At 72.4% G+C, this 19,074-nt stretch carries 19 protein-coding genes; 7 read left to right on the top strand and 12 right to left on the bottom strand.

What is annotated here, in order from left to right; genetic code table 11:
• Positions 1-58: 58 nt before the first annotated feature.
• On the bottom strand, positions 59-1,048 hold the full coding sequence (locus V6U86_RS10290; RefSeq protein WP_334501242.1) for a LacI family DNA-binding transcriptional regulator: 990 nt from the start codon (positions 1,046-1,048) through the stop codon (positions 59-61).
• 159 nt (positions 1,049-1,207) lie between these two features.
• Between V6U86_RS10290 and V6U86_RS10285 the strand changes: the two genes are divergently transcribed.
• Positions 1,208-2,470, top strand: coding sequence for an MFS transporter (locus tag V6U86_RS10285; RefSeq protein WP_334501240.1), 1,263 nt, complete (start codon positions 1,208-1,210; stop codon positions 2,468-2,470).
• Positions 2,471-2,543: 73 nt separating this feature from the next.
• Positions 2,544-3,440, top strand: coding sequence for an aldo/keto reductase (locus V6U86_RS10280; protein WP_334501238.1), 897 nt, complete (start codon positions 2,544-2,546; stop codon positions 3,438-3,440).
• Positions 3,441-3,459: 19 nt separating this feature from the next.
• On the opposite strand, the gene ileS is transcribed toward V6U86_RS10280, so the two are convergent.
• The 5 genes from ileS to V6U86_RS10255 all read right to left on the bottom strand — a co-directional run bounded on the left by ileS (position 3,460) and on the right by V6U86_RS10255 (position 9,297).
• On the bottom strand, positions 3,460-6,630 hold the full coding sequence (gene ileS / locus V6U86_RS10275; protein WP_334501236.1) for an isoleucine--tRNA ligase: 3,171 nt from the start codon (positions 6,628-6,630) through the stop codon (positions 3,460-3,462).
• Between the two features lie 106 nt (positions 6,631-6,736).
• Positions 6,737-7,402 carry a hypothetical protein gene (locus V6U86_RS10270; protein ID WP_334501234.1) on the bottom strand — a complete coding sequence of 222 codons (666 nt, stop codon included), beginning with the start codon at positions 7,400-7,402 and terminating at the stop codon, positions 6,737-6,739.
• Positions 7,403-7,432: 30 nt separating this feature from the next.
• Positions 7,433-7,948, bottom strand: coding sequence for a hypothetical protein (locus V6U86_RS10265; protein WP_334501231.1), 516 nt, complete (start codon positions 7,946-7,948; stop codon positions 7,433-7,435).
• A gap of 64 nt (positions 7,949-8,012) precedes the next feature.
• Complete coding sequence (locus tag V6U86_RS10260) at positions 8,013-8,732, bottom strand: hypothetical protein (RefSeq protein ID WP_334501228.1); 720 nt, start codon at positions 8,730-8,732, stop codon at positions 8,013-8,015.
• Positions 8,725-9,297 (bottom strand): RNA polymerase sigma factor, encoded by a 573-nt coding sequence (locus V6U86_RS10255; protein WP_334501226.1) that lies wholly within the window; start codon positions 9,295-9,297, stop codon positions 8,725-8,727. Before V6U86_RS10255 ends, V6U86_RS10260 begins: the two co-directional genes overlap by 8 nt.
• Before the next feature lie 129 nt (positions 9,298-9,426).
• Between V6U86_RS10255 and V6U86_RS10250 the strand changes: the two genes are divergently transcribed.
• On the top strand, positions 9,427-9,762 hold the full coding sequence (locus tag V6U86_RS10250) for a hypothetical protein (RefSeq protein WP_334501224.1): 336 nt from the start codon (positions 9,427-9,429) through the stop codon (positions 9,760-9,762).
• A gap of 324 nt (positions 9,763-10,086) precedes the next feature.
• Here the strand turns inward: V6U86_RS10250 and V6U86_RS10245 are convergent, their stop codons facing one another.
• From V6U86_RS10245 to V6U86_RS10220, 6 genes are all read right to left on the bottom strand, one after another.
• The gene (locus tag V6U86_RS10245; RefSeq protein ID WP_334501222.1) at positions 10,087-12,240 is read right to left on the bottom strand and encodes an FtsX-like permease family protein; all 2,154 of its coding nucleotides are present in this window, start codon (positions 12,238-12,240) and stop codon (positions 10,087-10,089) included.
• Positions 12,237-12,917 carry an ABC transporter ATP-binding protein gene (locus V6U86_RS10240; protein ID WP_334501221.1) on the bottom strand — a complete coding sequence of 227 codons (681 nt, stop codon included), beginning with the start codon at positions 12,915-12,917 and terminating at the stop codon, positions 12,237-12,239. The genes V6U86_RS10245 and V6U86_RS10240 overlap by 4 nt, the downstream gene beginning before the upstream one ends.
• Positions 12,914-13,438 carry a PadR family transcriptional regulator gene (locus tag V6U86_RS10235; protein ID WP_334501218.1) on the bottom strand — a complete coding sequence of 175 codons (525 nt, stop codon included), beginning with the start codon at positions 13,436-13,438 and terminating at the stop codon, positions 12,914-12,916. The genes V6U86_RS10240 and V6U86_RS10235 overlap by 4 nt, the downstream gene beginning before the upstream one ends.
• A 114-nt stretch (positions 13,439-13,552) precedes the next feature.
• A complete protein-coding gene (gene crcB / locus V6U86_RS10230) occupies positions 13,553-13,915 on the bottom strand; it encodes a fluoride efflux transporter CrcB (RefSeq protein ID WP_334501216.1) in 363 nt (120 codons plus the stop codon).
• Positions 13,912-14,385, bottom strand: a complete 474-nt coding sequence (locus V6U86_RS10225) for a fluoride efflux transporter FluC (protein WP_334501214.1) — start codon at positions 14,383-14,385, stop codon at positions 13,912-13,914. The genes crcB and V6U86_RS10225 overlap by 4 nt, the downstream gene beginning before the upstream one ends.
• 93 nt (positions 14,386-14,478) lie before the next feature.
• Positions 14,479-15,699 (bottom strand): MFS transporter, encoded by a 1,221-nt coding sequence (locus tag V6U86_RS10220; protein WP_334501212.1) that lies wholly within the window; start codon positions 15,697-15,699, stop codon positions 14,479-14,481.
• Between the two features lie 135 nt (positions 15,700-15,834).
• Between V6U86_RS10220 and V6U86_RS10215 the strand changes: the two genes are divergently transcribed.
• The 4 genes from V6U86_RS10215 to V6U86_RS10200 all read left to right on the top strand — a co-directional run bounded on the left by V6U86_RS10215 (position 15,835) and on the right by V6U86_RS10200 (position 19,025).
• Positions 15,835-16,284: a MarR family winged helix-turn-helix transcriptional regulator gene (locus tag V6U86_RS10215; protein ID WP_334501210.1), complete on the top strand. Its 450-nt coding sequence runs from the start codon at positions 15,835-15,837 to the stop codon at positions 16,282-16,284.
• A 78-nt stretch (positions 16,285-16,362) separates the two neighbouring features.
• The gene (gene paaK, locus V6U86_RS10210) at positions 16,363-17,670 is read left to right on the top strand and encodes a phenylacetate--CoA ligase PaaK (protein ID WP_334501208.1); all 1,308 of its coding nucleotides are present in this window, start codon (positions 16,363-16,365) and stop codon (positions 17,668-17,670) included.
• Between the two features lie 56 nt (positions 17,671-17,726).
• Positions 17,727-17,852, top strand: a complete 126-nt coding sequence (locus tag V6U86_RS10205; protein WP_334501206.1) for a hypothetical protein — start codon at positions 17,727-17,729, stop codon at positions 17,850-17,852.
• Between the two features lie 66 nt (positions 17,853-17,918).
• Positions 17,919-19,025, top strand: coding sequence for a nucleotide disphospho-sugar-binding domain-containing protein (locus V6U86_RS10200; RefSeq protein WP_334501204.1), 1,107 nt, complete (start codon positions 17,919-17,921; stop codon positions 19,023-19,025).
• Positions 19,026-19,074 lie beyond the last annotated feature (49 nt).

The following is a 19,074-nucleotide window of genomic DNA, read 5'->3' as shown; positions in this document are numbered from 1 at the left end:
GACCCGGTTACCCGGCCCGTGGGCGGTTAACCGTCGACGTGCTGAGCCGAGCGTCGACTCAGGCGCTGGCCCGCGCCACCAGGGCCGACGGGAAGAGGGTCACCGGCGCCGCCGGGCGCCCGTCCAGCAGAGCGGTGGCCGCGGCGACGGCGATCCGCCCCACCGGGTGACTCGCCGTGGTCAGCGCCGGGGTGGTCATCCCGGCCAACGGAATGTCGTCGAAGCCGGCCACCGCGACGTCGCCGGGCACCCGCACACCGGCGTCCCGCAGGCCCGCGATCACCCCGAGCGCGGTGTCGTCGCTGATCGCGTAGACCGCGTCGATGTCCGGCCAGCGGCGCAGCGCCTCGCCGGCCGCCGTCCGGCCACGCGCCGCCCCGAAATCCCCGGGCAGTATCCGCTCCGGTAGGCCAGCCTCGGCCATGAGGCGACGGTACGTCTGCACCGGGCGTTGCGCGCAGGGCAGCCACCGGGGGCCGGTCACCATGGCGATGCGGCGGCGACCCGCGGCGTACAGGTGGCGCAGCACCGCTTCGGAGCCGGCGGCGTTGTCGACGTCGAACGACGGCACGGTCGCCGAGCCGACGCCGATGGAGACCACCCGACCGCGTAGCGACGGGGGCACCGCCGCCAGCAACTCCTCGGTGGTGTTGACCAGGATCACCCCGCACACGCTGCGATCCCCGTCGAGTTGGTTGAGCCTGCGGGGGTCGCCGAACGGCAACCAGTGCAGCGCCACCCCGACACCGGCGGGCGTGCACACCCGGGCGGCCGAGCCGACCACCCGGTGCACGTACGGGTCGTCCAGCACCGCGGCGCTGGTCCCCAGAACGGCCACGACCAGGCGTACGCCGCCGCCGCGGACCAGCGCCCGGGCGGCCGGGTTGGGCACGTAGCCGAGCTGGTCGACGGCTGCCGTGACCTGTTCCCGGGCGGCCGGTGAGGCGAACCCCGTGCCGGCGATCACCCGCGACGCCGTGGACCGGGACACCCCGGCGACCCGGGCCACGTCCTCAAGGGTGGCCGGTCGGTGTGCCGCTGTCGTCATCGTCGCCTCCCGCGGCTGCCCGTCCGGTCGGACCAACGCCTGCGCACATCATGCCCCGGCCGGACCAGCAGCGGTAAGGGGCGGTCCCGGGTTGTGGTGGTAGCGCTCTCAGGTGTGCGATCGTGCCAGCAGATCACCCCGAGAAAGAGGACCACCCTCGTGAGCGCCCCCACCAGTCGACCCCTGGCCCCGGACACCGCAACGCCGACCCTGCGCACGGTGCGGCTCGCCCGCAACGCCGTCGCTGTCACCTTCACCCTCAACGGGCTGGCCGTCGGCAGCTGGTTCTCCCGCGTCCCGGCGGTCCGTGAGGCGTTGGACCTCTCCGCCGGCCGACTCGGGCTTCTGCTGCTGGCGATGAGCGTCGGCGCGCTGCTCGCCATGCCCACCTCCGGCCTGCTCGCCCAGCGATTCGGCGCGGCCCGCACCGTCACGATGGCCACGGTGCTGGTCGCTGTCGGCCTGACCGTGGCGGGGCTGGGCGCCACGATGACCGGGTCGTTCGCCATCGTCGCCCTGGGGTTGGTCGGCCTCGGCTACGGTTCCGGCGCCTGCGACGTGGCGATGAACGTCGAGGGCGCGGCTGTGGAACGGCGGCTCCGCCGGACGATCATGCCCCGCTTCCACGCGGGGTGGAGCCTCGGTTCGGTAGCCGGCGCGGCGCTCGGCGCCGGGGCGGCCCGGTTCGACGTCTCGGTCGGCGCGCATCTCGTCGCGGTGGCGGTTGTCGTCCTGACCGGTACCGCGCTCGCCGCCCGGGCGTTCCTGCCGGTGGGCAGCGACCACGCCGGCGACCCGGCGGACGCCACCCCGGCTGCCCGTCGCCGGGCGCAACTCGCCGCCTGGCGGGAGCCGCGCACCCTGCTGATCGGGCTGTTTGTGCTGGTGGCGGCGTTCACCGAGGGCGCCGCCAACGACTGGCTGGCGGTCGCGTTCATCGACGGAAGGCACCTGAGCGAGGCCGCCGGCGCGGCGGTCTTCGCCGTCTTCGTGGTGGGCATGACCGTCGGGCGCACCGCCGGCACCATCGCGCTGGACCGGTGGGGTCGGGTGCCGGTGCTCAGCGGCACCATCGGCCTCGCCGTGGTCGGCGCGGGCCTCGCCGTACTGGCGGGTTCCGGGCCGGTGGCCATCATCGGCGTGGCGTTGTGGGGTCTCGGTGCGTCGCTGGGCTTCCCGGTCGGAATGAGCGCGGCTGCCGACGACGAGGCGCACGCGGCGGTGCGGGTGAGCGTGGTCGCGGTGATCGGCTACACCGCGTTCCTCGGTGGCCCGCCGTTGCTGGGGCTGATCGGCGACCAGGTCGGCACCCTGCGCGCGCTGCTGGCGGTGCCGCTGCTGTTGCTGCCGACCCTGCTGCTGGTGCCGGTGCTGCGCCCGCAGCAGCCCGCTGAAACTGCTCCGTCGGTAGTTAAAAACTAACCCATTTCGCCGTCGGGCGGTATCGGGTGCGTGGCCGACTGCGCCGCGCACCCGTGCTGGTTACGGTCGCCCGATGCCAACCGACGAGATCACCGCCGCCGCGGCGGGTAGCTGGACCCTGGGCGACCGCACCGTGCACCGGATGGGCTTCGGCTCCATGCGGATCACCGCCAACCCCGAGCCTGACCGGGCGGTGGCCCTGCTGCGCCGGGCCGTGGAGCTGGGCGTCAACCACATCGACACCGCCGCGTTCTACGTCTCGCCCGGCGGCACCCTGCGCGTCGGCACCGGCCCGGCCCGCTACGCCACCGAGCTGATCCGCGCGGCGCTCGCCCCGTACCCGCCGGAGCTGGTGATCGCCACCAAGGTCGGTTTCGGGTACGACCCGGAGGTGGGCTTCACCGAGGCGCTCACCCCGGCGCAGCTGCGGGCCCAGGTCGAGGAGAACCTGCGCCGGCTCGGCCGCGACCAGCTCGACGTGGTGAACCTGCGCCTCGGCCGAGGGCCGGGCCCGGTGCCGCTGGCCGATCGGTTCGGCGCGCTCGCCGAGTTACGGGCCGCCGGGCTGATCCGGCACCTCGGCCTCTCCAACGTCCGCGCCGAGCAGCTCGACGAGGTGGCGGGCATCGCGCCGGTGGTCTGCGTGCAGAACAACTACGGGGTGGACGCCTACCGGGAGCAGGACGCGTTCGTGCGGCTCTGCGGTGAGCGGGGCATCGCCTACGTGCCGTTCTTCGCGTTGGCCGGCACCGGGCGGGAGGCGGGCGCGAGCGCCGCGCGCAACGAGGCCGTCGAGGCGGTCGCCCGCGCCCACGGCGTCACCCCGCACCAGGTACGCCTCGCCTGGACCCTGCACCAGGGCCGTCACGTGCTGGCCATCCCCGGCACCGCGGACCCGGACCACCTGGCGCAGAACGTGGCGGCCGGTGCTCTGCGCCTGACCCCGGAGGACCTGACCCAGCTCCGTTGACCTCCCGCCCGGCTGCCGCTCAGGCCCGCACGACGTGTACGACGATCTCGTGGCCGTCGCCCACGGTGCCGGAGAAACCCTCCGACAACGCCTCCGCCACGGTCAGCTGGAGCGCGAGGGTCTCGTGCGCGATGAGCAACTGATGCGTGGAGATGGCCGCCGCGACGTCCGCGGGGGCGGCGATCGACACCGTGATCCGGTCGGACACCTCGAAGTCGGCGTCGCGGCGGGCCTGCTGGATGATGCGGACGACATCGCGTGCGACACCCTCGGCCGCCAGTTCGGGGGTGATCTCGGTGTCCAACGCGATCGTCACGCCGCGCTGGGACTCCACCACCCAACCGGTGCGCGGCACCTCGGTGATCAGGATGTCGTCCAGGCCCACCTCGACCTGCGCGCCGTCTACCGACACCGGGTACGTCCCGTTCGCCCGGACGCCGTCGACCAACTCCCGGGGATCCACGCCGGCAATGGCCTTCGCGACGTGCTGGGTGCGGTTGCCGAACCGGCGGCCCAGGCTCCGGAAGTTCGCCTTGACCTGCACGTCGATGACCCCGCTCTGGGGGTCGAGCGGCTGGAGGACCTTGACGTTCAACTCGTCGCCGATGTCGTCCAGCAACGCCTGCGGGAGAACGGTGCCGGCCGGCAGGCCCACCAGCGCCCGGCTCAACGGCTGACGGATGCGCAGACTGCTCGTCTTACGCGCGGACCGGCCCGCCTCCGCCAACGCCCGCGCCGTGGCCACCTGGGCCGACAACTCCGGGCTGATCAGTGTGGTGTCGGGGGTGGGCCAGGTCGCCAGGTGCACCGACTCCGGAGCGGACGCGGCACCACGCCGGACGACCTGCTGCCACACCTCCTCCGTGACGAAGGGAATGAACGGCGCGAGTAGCCGGGTGAGGATGTCGAGGCACTCGTACAGGGTGGTGAGGGCATCGGGGTCGCCCGCCCAGAAACGCTGCCGCGACCGCCGCACGTACCAGTTCGACAGGTCGTCGATGAAGTCGGCGAGCAGTCGGCCGGCGCGCGCCGTGTCGTAGTTCTGCAGTCGTTCGTCGACGGCCGCCGCGAGGGCGTGGACCTCGCCGACGATCCACCGGTCCAACACCGGGCGCTGGGCGACCGGTTGCGCCAGCTGCGGCGCCCACGTCGAGTTCGCCGCGTAGAGGGAGAAGAACGCCGCGGTGTTCCAGTAGGTCATCAACACCTTGCGGACGATCTCGTCGAGTGGGCCGGGCCCGATCCGGCGCGGCGACCACGGTGAGCCGGAGCAGGCCATGAACCAGCGCACCGCGTCCGCGCCGTGGGTGTCCATCAACGGGATCGGCAGCAGGATGTTGCCCAGGTGTTTGCTCATCTTGCGGCCGTCCTCGGCCAGGATGTGCCCGAGGCAGACGACGTTCTCGTACGGGGACCGGTCGAAGACCAGCGTGCCCACCGCCATCAGCGTGTAGAACCAACCCCGCGTCTGATCGATCGCCTCACAGATGTACTGGGCCGGGTAGGTGCGCTCGAAGATCTCCTTGCTGCCCGGCACGTGGGGGTAGCCCAACGACGCGAACGGCATCGCTCCCGAGTCGTACCAGGCGTCGATCACCTCGGGGACCCGGGTGGTGATCCGGCCGCACTCCGGGCAGGCGAAAGTGATCTCGTCGACGTACGGGCGGTGCGGGTCCAGCTCGGACAGATCGGCGCCGGCCAGCTTTCCGAGCTCCGTACGGGAACCGACAGCTGTCACGTGGTTGTCCGGGCATCGCCACAGCGGCAGCGGGGTGCCCCAGTACCGGGAGCGGGACACCGCCCAGTCGATGTTGTTCTTCAGCCAGTCGCCGTACCGGCCGTGCTTGATGTGCTCCGGGAACCAGTTGGTCTTCTCGTTCTCCCGTGTCAGCTCGTCGCGTACCTCGGTGGTCCGGATGTACCAGGACGGCTGCGCGTAGTAGATCAGTGGGGTGTGGCACCGCCAGCAGTGCGGGTAGGGGTGCTCGAACGGCTCGTGCCGGAACAGCCGACCCGACGTGCGGAGCCGGTCGATGAGCAACGCGTCGGCGTCCTTGAAGAACACGCCGCCGACCAGGTCGATGCCGTCGTTGAACCGCCCGTTCGGCGCGACCGGGTTGACCAGCGGCAACCCGTACGCGCGGCAGACGGCGAGGTCGTCCGCGCCGAACGCCGGTGCCTGGTGCACCAGGCCGGTGCCGTCCTCGGTCGTGACGTATTCGGCGAGGACCACCCGGTGCGCGTCCGGGATGTCCACCAGGTCGAACGGCCGCTCGTACCGCAAACCCTCCAGGGCCGACCCGGGTACGGTCGCCAGGATCTCCGCCTCGTCGCCGAGGACCCGCCGGGTCAACGGTTCGGCGACGACGAATGTGCCCTGCTCGGTGCGGGCGACGGTGTACGTCACGGTGGGATGCACGGCGACGGCGGTGTTGGACACCAGGGTCCACGGGGTGGTGGTCCAGATCAGCAGGTCGACACCGCTGTGTCCGGCCACGTCTCCGCGCACCGGGAACCGCACGTACACGGAGGGGTCGACGACAGTCTCGTACCCCTGCGCCACCTCGTGGTCGGACAGGGTCGTGCCGTCGCGGGTGCAGTACGGCGCGACCCGGAAGTCCTCCACCAGGCGCCCACCGTCGTGGATCTGCTTCAGCGACCACCAGACGCTGTCCACGTACTCCGGTGACATCGTCTCGTACGGATGCTCCAGGTCGATCCAGTAACCCATCCGCTCGCTGAGCTGCACGAACTCGTCGACGTGCCGGAGCACCGAGGTACGGCAGTGGGCGTTGAACTCGGCGATGCCCATTTTCTCGATGTCGGGCTTGCCGCCGAGCCCCAGTTCCTTCTCGACCGCGAGCTCAACCGGCAGGCCGTGACAGTCCCATCCGGCGCGGCGTGGCACCGAGAAGCCCCGCATCGTCCGGTACCGGGGAAAGAGGTCCTTGAAGACCCTCGCCTCGATGTGGTGGGTGCCCGGCGTGCCGTTGGCGGTCGGCGGCCCCTCGTAGAACACCCACGGCGTGCCGTCGGCCGTCTGCTCCAGGCTCCGGCTGAACACGTCGTTGGCCTGCCACCACTCGATGACGGCACGGTCCATCACCGCAAAGTCAATCTTGGTGGACAGTGGCACGAATGGCGACTGCGATGGACCGTCCGGCACCGGCGCTCTCCCTACACTCCACATCCGCTCACGCGGGCATCAGCTCACTGCCCACGCGGGGACGAAGCGCCGGATCGGTGCCGATGCCGCCCAGCATAGCTGCCCGAGCTCAGCGCCCGTGGCCGGAGCGTCAGGCGTGCAGCCAGATGCGGAGAGGGCCGGTGGTGGTGAAGCCAGCGGAGAGCGCCGGCGTCAGGTCTGAGGTGGTTTCGTACCCGACCAGCGGTGCGTTGGGCAGGGTCGCGCACACCGCGCGCCAGATGTCTTCGGAGTCGTCGGTGTGGGTGAACAGGTTGGAGACGCCGTACGGGCCGTCGCCGCTGAGCACCGCTCCACCGGTGAGCACGCCCCGAGCGTCGTGGCGGGCGAGCACCCGTACCCGCGGGTCGGCCAGGAGTGCGGGGCGGAACAGCTCCCCACCGCCGTGGGCCGCCGCCCAGGACGCCAGGTCGTCGGGGGTGCTGACCGGGTCGAGGGGCGCGTCGGCCGGTGGCACCGCCGGTTGACGCTGGATCCACTGCGCGTCGAAGAGCACCCGGAACCCGTACCCGGACAGGTCGAGATCGGCGAAGCTGTCCTTCACCGACGCGCCGGGCCCGGCGTCGATCCTTCTCAGCAGGGCCTCGGCATCGACGCCCGGTCGCAGGGTGACCGCGTCCGGGTACCACTGGGGCGACCGGTGCGGGACCGACCAGGCGTCGGCGTCGGTACGGCTGACCAGTCCGTGGCTGCCGCAGACGATGTCGCACCACTCGGCGTTGTTGCGGGCCGCCGCCACCCGTACGTCCTTCAGCACGCCAGGCAGCCTAGACGACCGGCCGCCGGCTCACTCGGCGTAGACCAGGTCCATCGTGTCGGTGTGCCCGGACCAGCTCAGGTCGAGGCGCCAGCAACCGGCCTGGGGCAGGTCGATGATCGACGGACCGGGGCCGCCGGGGACCTCCCGGATCACCTGCGTGTCGGTGCCGTCCAACCTCGCGGTGATCACCAGGGTTGCCGGTGCGACCGGGTCGGGCGAGGTGGTGGCGGCCCGGGCCACCCAGAGGATCTTGTTGTTCGACCCGTCCTCGCGGACCTGCCGCAGCGGATGGGCGAACAGCACCGCCACGATGTCACCCTTCCCCCCGAAGACGTGCGGGACCCGCGCGTCCCCGCTGAATCCGGCGTCCGCCCAGTCGGGCAGCGACCCCGTTTCGACCCGTGCCGCGCAGGCGGTCGGGGTGCTCGCCGTGGCGGTGGCTGTGGTGGCGGTCGGTGCGGCCGATCCGTCGCTGGCCGTGGTTGTGCACCCCGCCAACAGGGCCACCGACGAAACCAGCATCAACCTGCCCCGTGAACCCATCTCTACCCCTTTCGATACACCGGCCGTCGTATATTCAGGACACCGGCCGTGGCCGGCAGGTTCCCTAGCGCAGCGAGCGGGCGATCTCGATCGCTTCGGCCTTGGTGAGGTCGCCCTCCAGCCGGTAGCTCACGTCGTTGTCCTGCCAGATCAGGGTCGAGGCGGCCAGTCGGGCGGTCTCCCTGCGGATCTCTCCCGCCCGGTCCACGTAGGACAGCACGTGTGGGCCGTCGACCCAGACGGCGAAGTCGCCGTTGACCTGGACCCAGGTCGCTCCCGGCGGGATGACCTCCTTGTGGAAGGACAGGTCGAGGTGCCCGTCGAACGCGTCGACGCGCAGCGCGCCCCCGTCGTAGAGCAGCGTCGCCACCCGGTATCGGTCCGTGGCGTCCGGGTCGGCGACCAGCACCTGCTCGGGCGAGCCCAGCCTGGTCGGCAGGCGGATCGGGAAGCGGACCGCCCGTTGCGCCTCGTCCAGGGCGACGACCCGCTGCCCCGGTAACGGCGACGCGCCCCCGCCGGGCGGCGTCGGGGCGGGCCCGGTGGCGATGCTGACCCCGGCGAAGCGCAGCAGCCCCGTGACGACGTCGGCGATGGCGGCCCGCGTCGGCGGCAACACCGCCACCAGCACTGTGACGATCGCCACCGCGGCGAGCGACCGCCACCGCCGCCGCCGGGACGCGGGCGTGCTGAGTCGTACCCGGACGCGGGCGGTCACGTCGGGCGGATCGGGGGTGTCCAACCAGGCGGAGAGGTCACGCAGCTCCCGTTCGAGGTCACCCATGCCGGACCTCCTCACGGTCGAGCAGGCCGCGAAGCTTCGCCAGCGCCCGGGACGTGCGTGACTTCACCGTGCCTCGGGGCCAACCCAGCGCCGCAACTGTCTCCTCCTCGCTGAGATCGAGGAAGAACCGGCACACGAGCACCTCACGGTCGCGTACCGGCAGTTGCCGTAGCGCCTGCACCAGCGACGCCCGGCGCTCCCCGGCGAGGACCGCGCCGACCGCGTCGTCCTCGACGATCTCGGACGTCGGGTCCGCTGCCGCTGCCCGCAGGACGAGCCCGTCGCGCCGGCCCCGGGAGCGGTGCAGGTTGCGGGTCTCGTTGGCGACGATCGCGAGCAGCCACGAGCGGAAGGAGGCGTCGCCCCGGTAACGGGACAACTTCCGGTACGCCTTCACGAACGCCTCCTGGATGACATCCTCGGAGTCGGAGCCCGCGCCGAGCAGCACCGCCGTCCGGTGCGCGGACGCGGTGTGTCGGGCGACCAGGAGGTCGTACGCCTCCAGGTCACCGGCCCGAGCGCGGGTGACGAGCGCCTCGTCGTCCAGGGGAGCCTCCGTTCGCATCACCCACATGACACCGCCCACGCCTGGCGGGTTCCAGTCTTCGTCGGGTCAGCTGTCTCCCACCCGGCGTGCAGCGTATTGCCAGGAAGCGGTGCTGCACTGGAGGAGCGTCGAGGAGAGGGGCGGGGCATGGGCTGGTTCAATCGGCGGTCACGGGGTGCCGAGGCGACCCCGACGAAGCTGGACCGGGAGGCGACCCGCGACGACCTCGCGGCGTTGGAGGCGTTCGTCGCCACCCGGCGCGGGGTGGAGTTCTACCTGGAGCCGGAGACGACCGCGACGGACACCACAGTGGTGGCGATCGCCCACGACGGCGAGTGGATCCGTCGCCGTACCGGAACGCCCCGCGCGGCCGGGGCCATCGCCCGCAAGCACGCCGTGCCGCTCTACGAGGCGGCGCGCACCGGCTACCCGGAGCGGATGCGGACGTGGAGCCGGGCCCACCCGGAACGCCACGCCCGCTGATCGGGGTTTCGTGCGATGTCGGTCGTCACGCGTGAGGCGTGACGCCCCCCGGGTGGGCGAGCACCGTGGGCCCCGGCATGTGTGCTCCGGCGCCTGTGGAGCTGAATCGTTGGCGACATCACCGGCTACGACCGGGAGCCAAGGCGGCTGAATCGTTGGCGACATCACCGGCTACGACCGGGAGCCGAGGCGGCTGAATCGCCTACGACATCAGCTCGAAAGGCTGCGGGGACACCCTGCGCACCCCGACTCGCGGGCCGACTGGGCGGCACTGGCCCGGGCCCGGTGGTCGCCGTCGCCACCACCGGGCCCAGCATCTGACAGTCACTCGCTGCGGGCGGTCTCCGGCCCGGTTATGCGTTCCAGCAGCGGCAGGGTGGAGGCGATGACGCCGAGGCAGGCTGCCAACCCGACGACGACGATCACGTAGAAGCGTGGCTCCGGCGCGATCAGCGTGTAGCCCATCTGCGCCCGCAGGAACAGGTGCGCGGCGAGCAGGCCCATCCCGATGGCGACGGCGGCGACGGCGAGCATCGGTACGGCACTCTCCAGCGCCACCACCCGACGCAGCACCCGCACCGGTGCGCCGCTGAGGCGCAGCAGGCTGAACGGGCGTCGGCGTTCGGTGAGACCACCGATCACGCTGACCGCGAGGCTGCACCCACCGAGCGCGAGGCTGGCGATGATGATGACGTTGGCGAGCTGTTCCCAGGCGCGCAGCGTATCGGCGAAGTCCGACTCGAAGTCGCCGGGCACGTTCGGCCCGACCCAGAAGGTCGGGAAGGCGACCTCCAGCACGGTGCGGGTGCGCTCGACGGCGGCAGCGGAGCCGTCCGTGCCGACGACCATCGCTCCGACGGGTAGCCGTTGGAGTTCGTCGAGGGTGAGCGACGCGGCGGGCCAGACCGTCGCGGGCGACGCCGACTCCCGCCAGCGGCTGAGGCCGTACGGCACCTCGATGACGCTCGCGCCGTCGCCGCACCGGCCGTACGCGCTCGGGAGGTCGGTGCACGCGATCACCCCGACCTCGCCGGAGTTGGTCACCACCGGGTTCTCGCGGATGGCGGTCGCCGAGCGCACCCCGGTGATCGCCCGCAGCTCGGCGAAGAGCGTGTCGGGCACCGACGCTCTCTCCTCGTCGAAGACGGTGGTCACCGTGCCCGCGTCGGTCGAGCCGGTGGGTGCCGGGCCGCGGTTGGCGACGATCGTGGTGATCACACCGACGGCGACGCTCGTCACGAACAGGGCGAGCATGATGCCGCTGATCGCCCGGAAGCCGGCCTTCGGGTTGTCGGCGAGGCGTCGCGCGGCGATGAGCGTGGCCGGGCGGTTGGCGTACCGGGCCATGATTCGGGCGCCGACCATCGTCAACCACGGGCCGGCGAAGATCAGGCCGGCCATGATGAGCAGCAGGCCGGGCAGGAAGATCGCAGTCTGGCCGTCGGACGACTCGGGCCGGTAGCCGAGTGCGAACACCAGCACTGCGACGCCGAGCACCATCGGGATCAGCCGGTAGGCCCGTGGCGCGCGGGGGGTGACCCGACGGGTGACGCCCAGCGGCGAGATCCGTACGCGGCGCAGCGAGATCTGTGCTGCCACCGCCGCGCCGGCCGGGACGCCGAGCGCCACGAGCAGGGTGTCCAGCACGCCCAGCGACATGTCGCTGGGGAAGAACGGCATGCCGGTGAACGGGATGCCCGCGAGCGGGTCGCGGAAGGCGTAGAACAGTCCGAAGCCGACGGCGGTGCCGGCGACGGCGGCGGCCGCCGCCTCCACCGCGGCGACGATCGCGATCTGCCGGGGTGTCGCGCCGACCAGGCGCATCGCGGCGAAGCGCTGCTCCCGGCGGGCGGCGCTGAGCCGGGTGGCGGTGCCGATGAAGATCAGCACCGGGAACAGCAACCCGCCGGCGATCACGCCCAGGATGAGGTTCACTGCGGTCTCGGGCAGGGCGGGGGCGTCGCCGACGCTGGTGACCTGCTTCGCGGCGGGTAGCTCGGCGACCTGGTCGGGGGAGCCGCCGGCGATGACGAGCAGGGTGTCCGGTGAGGTCAGCGCGGCCGGGCCAACGGTGCCGAGGTCCCGCCCCGGGTAGCGGTCACCCAGTTGGTCGGCCGGGTGGGCGGCCAGCAGTTCGCGGAACGCGGGCGAGGCGTAGTACTCGCCGGGGCCCGGGATGCTCGGGATGCCGACCGGGGTGGGCGCGGTCGAGCCGGTCGCGGCGACGTCGATCCGAACGATCTGCTCACCGTGGAAGTAGTCCTGCCGGGTCGACCACCACAGCGGGTCGGCGTCGCCGGTCGAGGCGTTGGGATACATCGACGCGTACCGGGTGAGCTGCGCGTTCGTGGCGTTGACCCCGGCGAGGGTGGTCAGCAGCAGCCCACTGCCGATCGCGACGGCGGCGGCGATGACGAGCAGGCGGGTGAGCGCCTCACGTCCGCCGGCCAGGGCGAGGCGGAGCCCGAAGCGGATCATGAGGCGATCCGGTCCGGCGCGTTCACGCGCCCGTCGCGGACCATGACCTCACGGTCGGCGTACGCGGCGATCCTGGCCTCGTGGGTGACCAGGATGACCGTGGTGCCCTGCTCGCGGGCGGCGCTGACCAGCAGGTCCATGACCTGCTCGCCGGTGAGCGAGTCGAGCGCGCCGGTCGGTTCGTCGGCGAAGAGCACCTGCGGCTCGGCGACCAGGCCACGGGCCAGGGCGACCCGTTGCGCCTGCCCGCCGGACAGCTCACCCGAGCGCCGCTGCTCCAGGCCGTCGAGGCCGAGGCGCGCGAACCAGTCGTACGCCTTGTGGAGCGCCTGCTTGCGGCGTACGCCACTGAGCAGCAGCGGCAACGCGACGTTCTCCACCGCGGTGAGCTCGGGAACGAGTTGACCGAACTGGAACACGAAACCGAACCGGTCCCGCCGTAGGCTGCTGCGCTCGGTCTCAACCATGGCGTGCACCCGGGCCCCGTCGAAGAGGATCTCACCGGAGTCGGGCACCAGGATGCCGGCCAGGCAGTGCAACAGGGTGGATTTGCCCGACCCGCTGGGCCCCATGACGGCGAGGATCTCGCCCGCCTCCACGGCGACGCTGGCGCCACGCAGGGCGGGGGTCTGACCGAAGGAGAACTCGACGTCGCGCGCTTCGATCACGACGCTCACGGCCGCACCTCTTTCCGCAGGGCGTCCAGTCGGGCGCCGGTCATCTCGATCCATCGGAGGTCCGCCTCCAGGTGGTAGAGGCCGTGGTCGGCGAGGAGCGCGTCGACCAGGTTGCCGGCGCGCTTGATCTCGGTCAGCTCCCGCATCCGACGCAGGTGGGCGCTGCGCTGGGTGTCGAGGTATTCGGCGGCCGGCCGGTCCAGCATCAGCGCGAGCACGACCTTGGCGAAGAGCACCGTCTGCTGGTGCGGCTCCGGGTCGACAGGTTGGGTCAGCCACTGCTCGACCTCCGTCGCACCGACGTCGGTGATGACGTAGCGCTTGCGGTCGGGGCCGGCGCCCGGCGCGACGTCGCTGATCACCACCTTGCCGTCGCGGGCCAGTCGGCTGAGGGTGGAGTAGACCTGGCCGAACGGCAGTGGCTTGCCCCGGCCGAAGAAGGCGTCGTAGTCGCGCTTGAGGTCGTATCCGTGGCTGGGCTCTCGTTCGAGGAGGCCGAGCAGGGTCAGTGGCACGCTCATGCCAGCACCATACACTGAAGGTATACCTCGGGTATATACCCTCAGTGTGTTGCTGGTCGACGCCTGGTCCAGGCGTTGGTGGCGGTGCGATCGGGGTGCGGCGGCGGTGCGCGGTCAGCCGGTCAGAGCGCGGGCCAGGGCGTAGCCGGCGGTGGCCGCGGCGAGGCCGGCGGCCACGCTGCCCAGCACGTTGGCGAGCGCGAGGAGCCGATGGCCGCCCCTGGTCAGCCGCAGCGTCTCGTAGCTGAAGGTGGAGTAGGTGGTCAGCGCGCCGCAGAACCCGGTGCCGAGCAACGCGCTGACCGCCGGGCTGGCCGGCCAGCCGACCAGGACGCCGAGCACCAGCGACCCGACGACGTTGACGAGCAAGGTGCCCCAGGGGAACGCCGAGCTGTGCCGGGCCTGCACGGCCCGGTCGGTGAGGTAGCGCAGCGGCGCGCCGACGGCCGCGCCCAGCGCGACGAGCAGGACGGTCACCGGGTTGCCCGCCGCAGCAGCCCGGCGGTGACGACGTCGCCCAACCCGACCGCGACGAGCGCCCCGAGCAGCGTCGCCGCGAGATACGCCAGCGCGGTGCCCGCTGCGCCAGCGACGATCGCCTGCTGGATGTCGACCGCGTAGGTGGAGAAGGTGGTGAACCCCCCGAGCACCCCGACCCCGAGGAGCGGGCGAGCCAGCGGGTGTCCGCCGCCGAGGTGCCCGAGCACCGCCATCAGCACGCCGATCAGCAGGCAGCCGGTCGTGTTGATGGCGAACGTGGCCCACGGGAAGCCGGTCGGTGGGTGTGGAACGGCGTGTTGCAGGCCGGCCCGGGCCAGCGCGCCCAGCGCCCCGCCGGCCGCGATCGTGGCGAGGATCGTCGCGGGGCGCGCGGTCAGCTCGCGGCGGTCGGCGGGGACGCGCAGATCGACGTCGGGGTCGGTACGCGGCTCGAACGGCTCTGGCACGGCTCCCCAGCGTAGTGCCGGCAAATTTGGCGTCAGCGCGCTGCCGGCGACCGCGGCGTCAGCGCCCCGGCCCGGTGCCCTCCTCCCGGCGGGTCAGGCCGCGGCGTCCACCAGGCTCGCCTCGGCCCGGGCCGGTTCGTCGCGACGGGCCAGGCGCAGCGCGCCGAGGAGTACGCCCAGGCCGGCCAGGGTGAGTGCGGCGCCCGCCCAGATCGGCGAGGTGTAGCCGAACCCGGCGGCGATGGTCACCCCGCCGATCCAGGCACCCAACGCGTTGCCGAGGTTGAACGCGGCGATGTTCGCCCCGGACGCCAGGGTCGGCGCCTGGTGGGCGTACCGCATGATCCGCATTTGCAGTGGCGGCACGGTCGCGAAGCCGAACCCGCCCATCAGCACCAGCGCGACGACGGTCAGCACCGGGTTCGCGGCGGTCAGCGCGAAGCCGACGAGCACCACGGTGAGCACCGCCAGGACGATGACCAGGGTGCGCGACAGCGACCTGTCCGCCGCCCGGCCGCCGAGCAGGTTGCCCGCGAAGAGCCCCACCCCGAAGAGGACGAGCAGCCACGGCACGGTGCTGGTGGCGAAGCCGCTGACCTCGGTGAGCGTGTAGGCGATGTAGGTGAACGCGCCGAACATCCCGCCGAAACCCAGGACGGTGATCACCAGGGAGAGCCAGACCTGCGCGTGGGTGAAGGCCCGCAACTCGCCGCGCAACCCGCCGGCCGGACGGTCGGCGTTGGCGGTGTCGCCGGTCGGGATGAGCAGGGCCAGCCCGATCAGGGCGACCACTCCGATGACGGTGATCGCCCAGAACGTCGACCGCCAGCCGAAGTGCTGCCCGAGGAAGGTGCCGAAGGGCACGCCGAGCACGTTCGCGATGGTCAGGCCGGCGAACATCATGGCGATGGCGCCGGCGCGGCGGGCCGGCGCGACCAGACCGGCGGCGACCACCGCGCCGATGCCGAAGAACGCGCCGTGGCAGAGCGCGGCGACGATCCGGCCGGCCATCATCACGGCGTAGTCGCCGGCGACGGCGGAGAGCAGGTTGCCGATGATGAAGAGCACCATCAGGCCGAGCAGCACCGGTTTGCGCGGCAGCCGGGTGACCGCCGCGGTGAGGGCGACCCCGCCGACGGCCACGCTGAGCGCGTAGCCGGAGATCAACCAGCCGGCGACCGGCTCGCTGACCGCGAAGTCGGCGGCCACCTCGGGCAGCAGCCCCATGATCACGAACTCGGTGAGCCCGATGCCGAACGCGCCGATGGCCAGCGCGATCAGGCCGGGCGGCAGGGATTTTTGGCGTACGGACATGGTCTTCCCATCGGGAGAGGGCAAATAGAGGGCGTGTGCAACTACACGCGCCAGCAACGAAATACTTGCACGCGCCTTATATCGGCGCAAGCGTGGTAGCCTGGGGACCGTTCAGATCACACCGAGGAGGCAGCCATGGGCATCGCCGACGACGCGGTCGAGATCCGCGCGCAGGGCTGGCGCACCCTCGCCGCCCTGCACGGGCTGATCGAGACGTCCCTGGAGCGGGCCCTGCAGGCCAGCCACGACCTCTCCGTCGTGGAATACACGGTGCTCGACGCGCTCTCCCGGCAGGACGGCTGGCACATGCGGATGAGCCAGCTCGCCCGCGCCGCCGCGCTCTCCGGCAGCGCCACCACCCGCCTGGTCACCCGCCTGGAACAGCGCGGTCTGCTCACCCGGATCCTCTGCGCCGACGACCGGCGCGGCATCTACACCGAGCTGACCCCGACCGGCTCCGAACTGCTCGCCCAGGCCCGACCGACCCACGACCGGGTGCTCACCGATGCGCTCGCCCAGGCGGAGGCCACCCCCGAGCTGGCGCCCCTGGTCGACGCCCTGCACCGGCTGCCGGCCGGCCGCTGACCGCCCGGCCGGCGGGGGCGACCGCGGGCGTACGGTACCCGCAGCCCCACCGGGACCGCCGCGCCAAGGAGGCAGCCGATGCAGGACCGCACCCCTCGTCCCGAGGAGCTGGAGCCCATCGAGCGCGCCGGCATCGACGAGCTGCGCGCCCTGCAACGCGATCGACTGCGCTGGTCGTTGCGGCACGCGTACGACAACGTGCCGCACTACCGCCGGGCGTTCGACGCGGCCGGGGTGCACCCCGACGACTGCCGGGAGCTCGACGACCTGGCCCGCTTCCCGCTCACCGGCAAGGCGGAGCTGCGGGAGAACTATCCGTTCGGCATGTTCGCCGTACCCCGGGAGCGGGTCGCCCGCCTGCACGCCTCATCCGGCACCACCGGCCGGCCGACCGTGGTCGGCTACACCCGCGACGACCTGCGCACCTGGGCGCGCCTGATGGCCCGCTCGATCCGCGCCTCCGGCGGCCGGCCCGGCGACCGGGTGCACGTCGCGTACGGTTACGGGCTCTTCACCGGCGGTCTGGGCGCGCACTACGGCGCCGAGGAGCTGGGCTGCACGGTCATCCCGGTCTCCGGGGGCATGACCGAGCGTCAGGTCATGCTGATCCGTGACTTCGAACCCGAGGTCATCATGGTCACGCCCAGCTACCTGCTGGCCATCGTCGACGAGATGCGCCGCCAGGGCATCGACCCGCGCGCCACCTCACTGCGGGTGGGCATCTTCGGGGCCGAGCCGTGGACCGAGGACATGCGACGGGAGATCGAGCAGCAGGTGGACATCCACGCCGTCGACATCTACGGGCTCTCCGAGGTGATGGGTCCCGGCGTGGCGACCGAGTGCGTCGAGACCAAGGACGGGCTGCACCTGTGGGAGGACCACTTCTACCCGGAGATCATCGACCCGGTCACCGGGGCCGTGCTGCCCGACGGTGAGCGGGGTGAGTTGGTGTTGACCTCCCTGACCAAGGAGGCGATGCCGGTCGTGCGCTACCGCACCCGCGACCTGACCCGGCTGCTGCCCGGGACCGCCCGGCCGATGCGCCGGATCGAGAAGATCACCGGCCGGACCGACGACATGATGATCCTGCGCGGGGTGAACATCTTCCCCACCCAGATCGAGGAGCTGATCCTGCGGATCCCGCAGTTGTCGCCGCACTTCCAGTGCGTCCTCGATCGGCACGGCCGGTTGGACACCCTCACGGTGCGGGTGGAGCGGCGGGGCGGCGTCGAACTGGACGCCGCGCAGAGGGCCGGCGGCACGCTGGTCCAGCTGGTGAAGAACACAATCGGCGTGAGCGTGGCGGTCGACGTCCTCGCCCCGGACACGGTGGAACGGTCGATGGGCAAGATGCGCCGCATCGTCGACCAGCGACCGTCCGCCTGACCGCTGCCCGACCTACCGGGTCGGAAGCTGTGGGCGCCTCGCCCTACGCTCGGCCGGTGGACACCATGACGTACGGCCACCTGGGCCGCTCAGGTCTGCTGGTCAGCCGGATCGGCCTCGGCACCATGAACTTCGGGTATTTGGCCCGGCCGGGAGAAGCCCCACAGTCCTACGCCTGGTGAGCCGATGGCCCCGAAGGGCAGCAAGCGGGCCCCGGGCGTGGCCATGGTCGACATAGGATCCTGCCCATGCGCGTGCTGGTGGTCTCCGCCCCGCTCGTCGGGCACGTCTTCCCGCTGGTGCCGCTCGCGGTCGCCCTCCGCGACGCCGGCCACGACGTGCTGGTGGCCACCGGCGGCGGAGCTCTGGCCGCCGCCGAGGCGGGTCTGCCGGTGCACGACATCGCGCCGGGCTTCGAGTTCGGCCGGATTGCGCTGCGGGTCCTTCCCCGTCATCCGCTGATCGCGCGTGCGGAGCTGGCCGGCACCGCCGGCACCCGTGGCGCCGGCCTGCTGTTCGGCGCGCTCAACGACCAGCTCACCGACCCGGTGGTCGCGCTGGCCACCCGGTGGCGGCCGGATCTGGTGCTGTACGAGCCGTTCGCGGTCGCCGGTGCGGTGGCCGCCGCGCGGCTCGACGTGCCGGCCGTACGCCAGGAGAACGCCCTCTTCGACGGCCGGGACCTCGTTCGCGCCACCGTCGCCCGGCTCGGCGCGGCGCTGCGCCGCCACGGCCTCACCGAGCTGCCCGCGCCGGCCGCCGCCCTCGCCGTGGCCCCACCCAGTGTTGCCACGCAGGGCGGCTGGCCGATGCGCTACACGTCCTACGTCGGCGGCGGGGAGTTGCCGGCCTGGCTGCGCGAGCCGGGTGAGCGCCCCCGCATCCTGGTCACCCGCAGCACCCTCACCGGCCCCGGCGACCGGGGGCCGATGCCCGCCGTGGTGGCCGCCGCCGCCGAGGTGGACGCCGAGATCGTGCTGGTCCGCCCCGACGAGCGGTCGGCCCGTTCGGTGCCCGGCAACGTGCGGGTGGTCGACTGGATCCCGCTCGACGAGGCGTTGCCGGCGAGCGCGGCGCTGGTGCACCACGGTGGTGCGGGCAGCGCCCTCGGCGCCCTCGCCGCCGGCCTGCCCCAGCTGGCCACCACGGGTCCGGGGGACCGGCGGCACAACGCCGAGCTGGTGGCCCGCCGGGGCGCCGGCCTGGCGTTGCGGCCCCGGGACATCACCGCGCGGGCGCTGACCCAGCTGCTCACCGACGAGCGCCTGCGGACCGCTGCCGCGCAGGTCAGCCGCGAGATCGCCGAGATGCCGCCACCGACGGACCTGGTCGCGCGACTGGCGGCACTGGTCTGACGCCCACCCCGCGTGGCCACCCCGGATGCACTGTCGACTGCGGCAGGAT

Source organism: Micromonospora sp. CPCC 205558 (assembly GCF_036902955.1).
GTDB lineage: Bacteria > Actinomycetota > Actinomycetes > Mycobacteriales > Micromonosporaceae > Micromonospora.
Note: the sequence above shows the minus strand (reverse complement) of the source record. Positions and strands in the feature narration are given on the sequence as shown.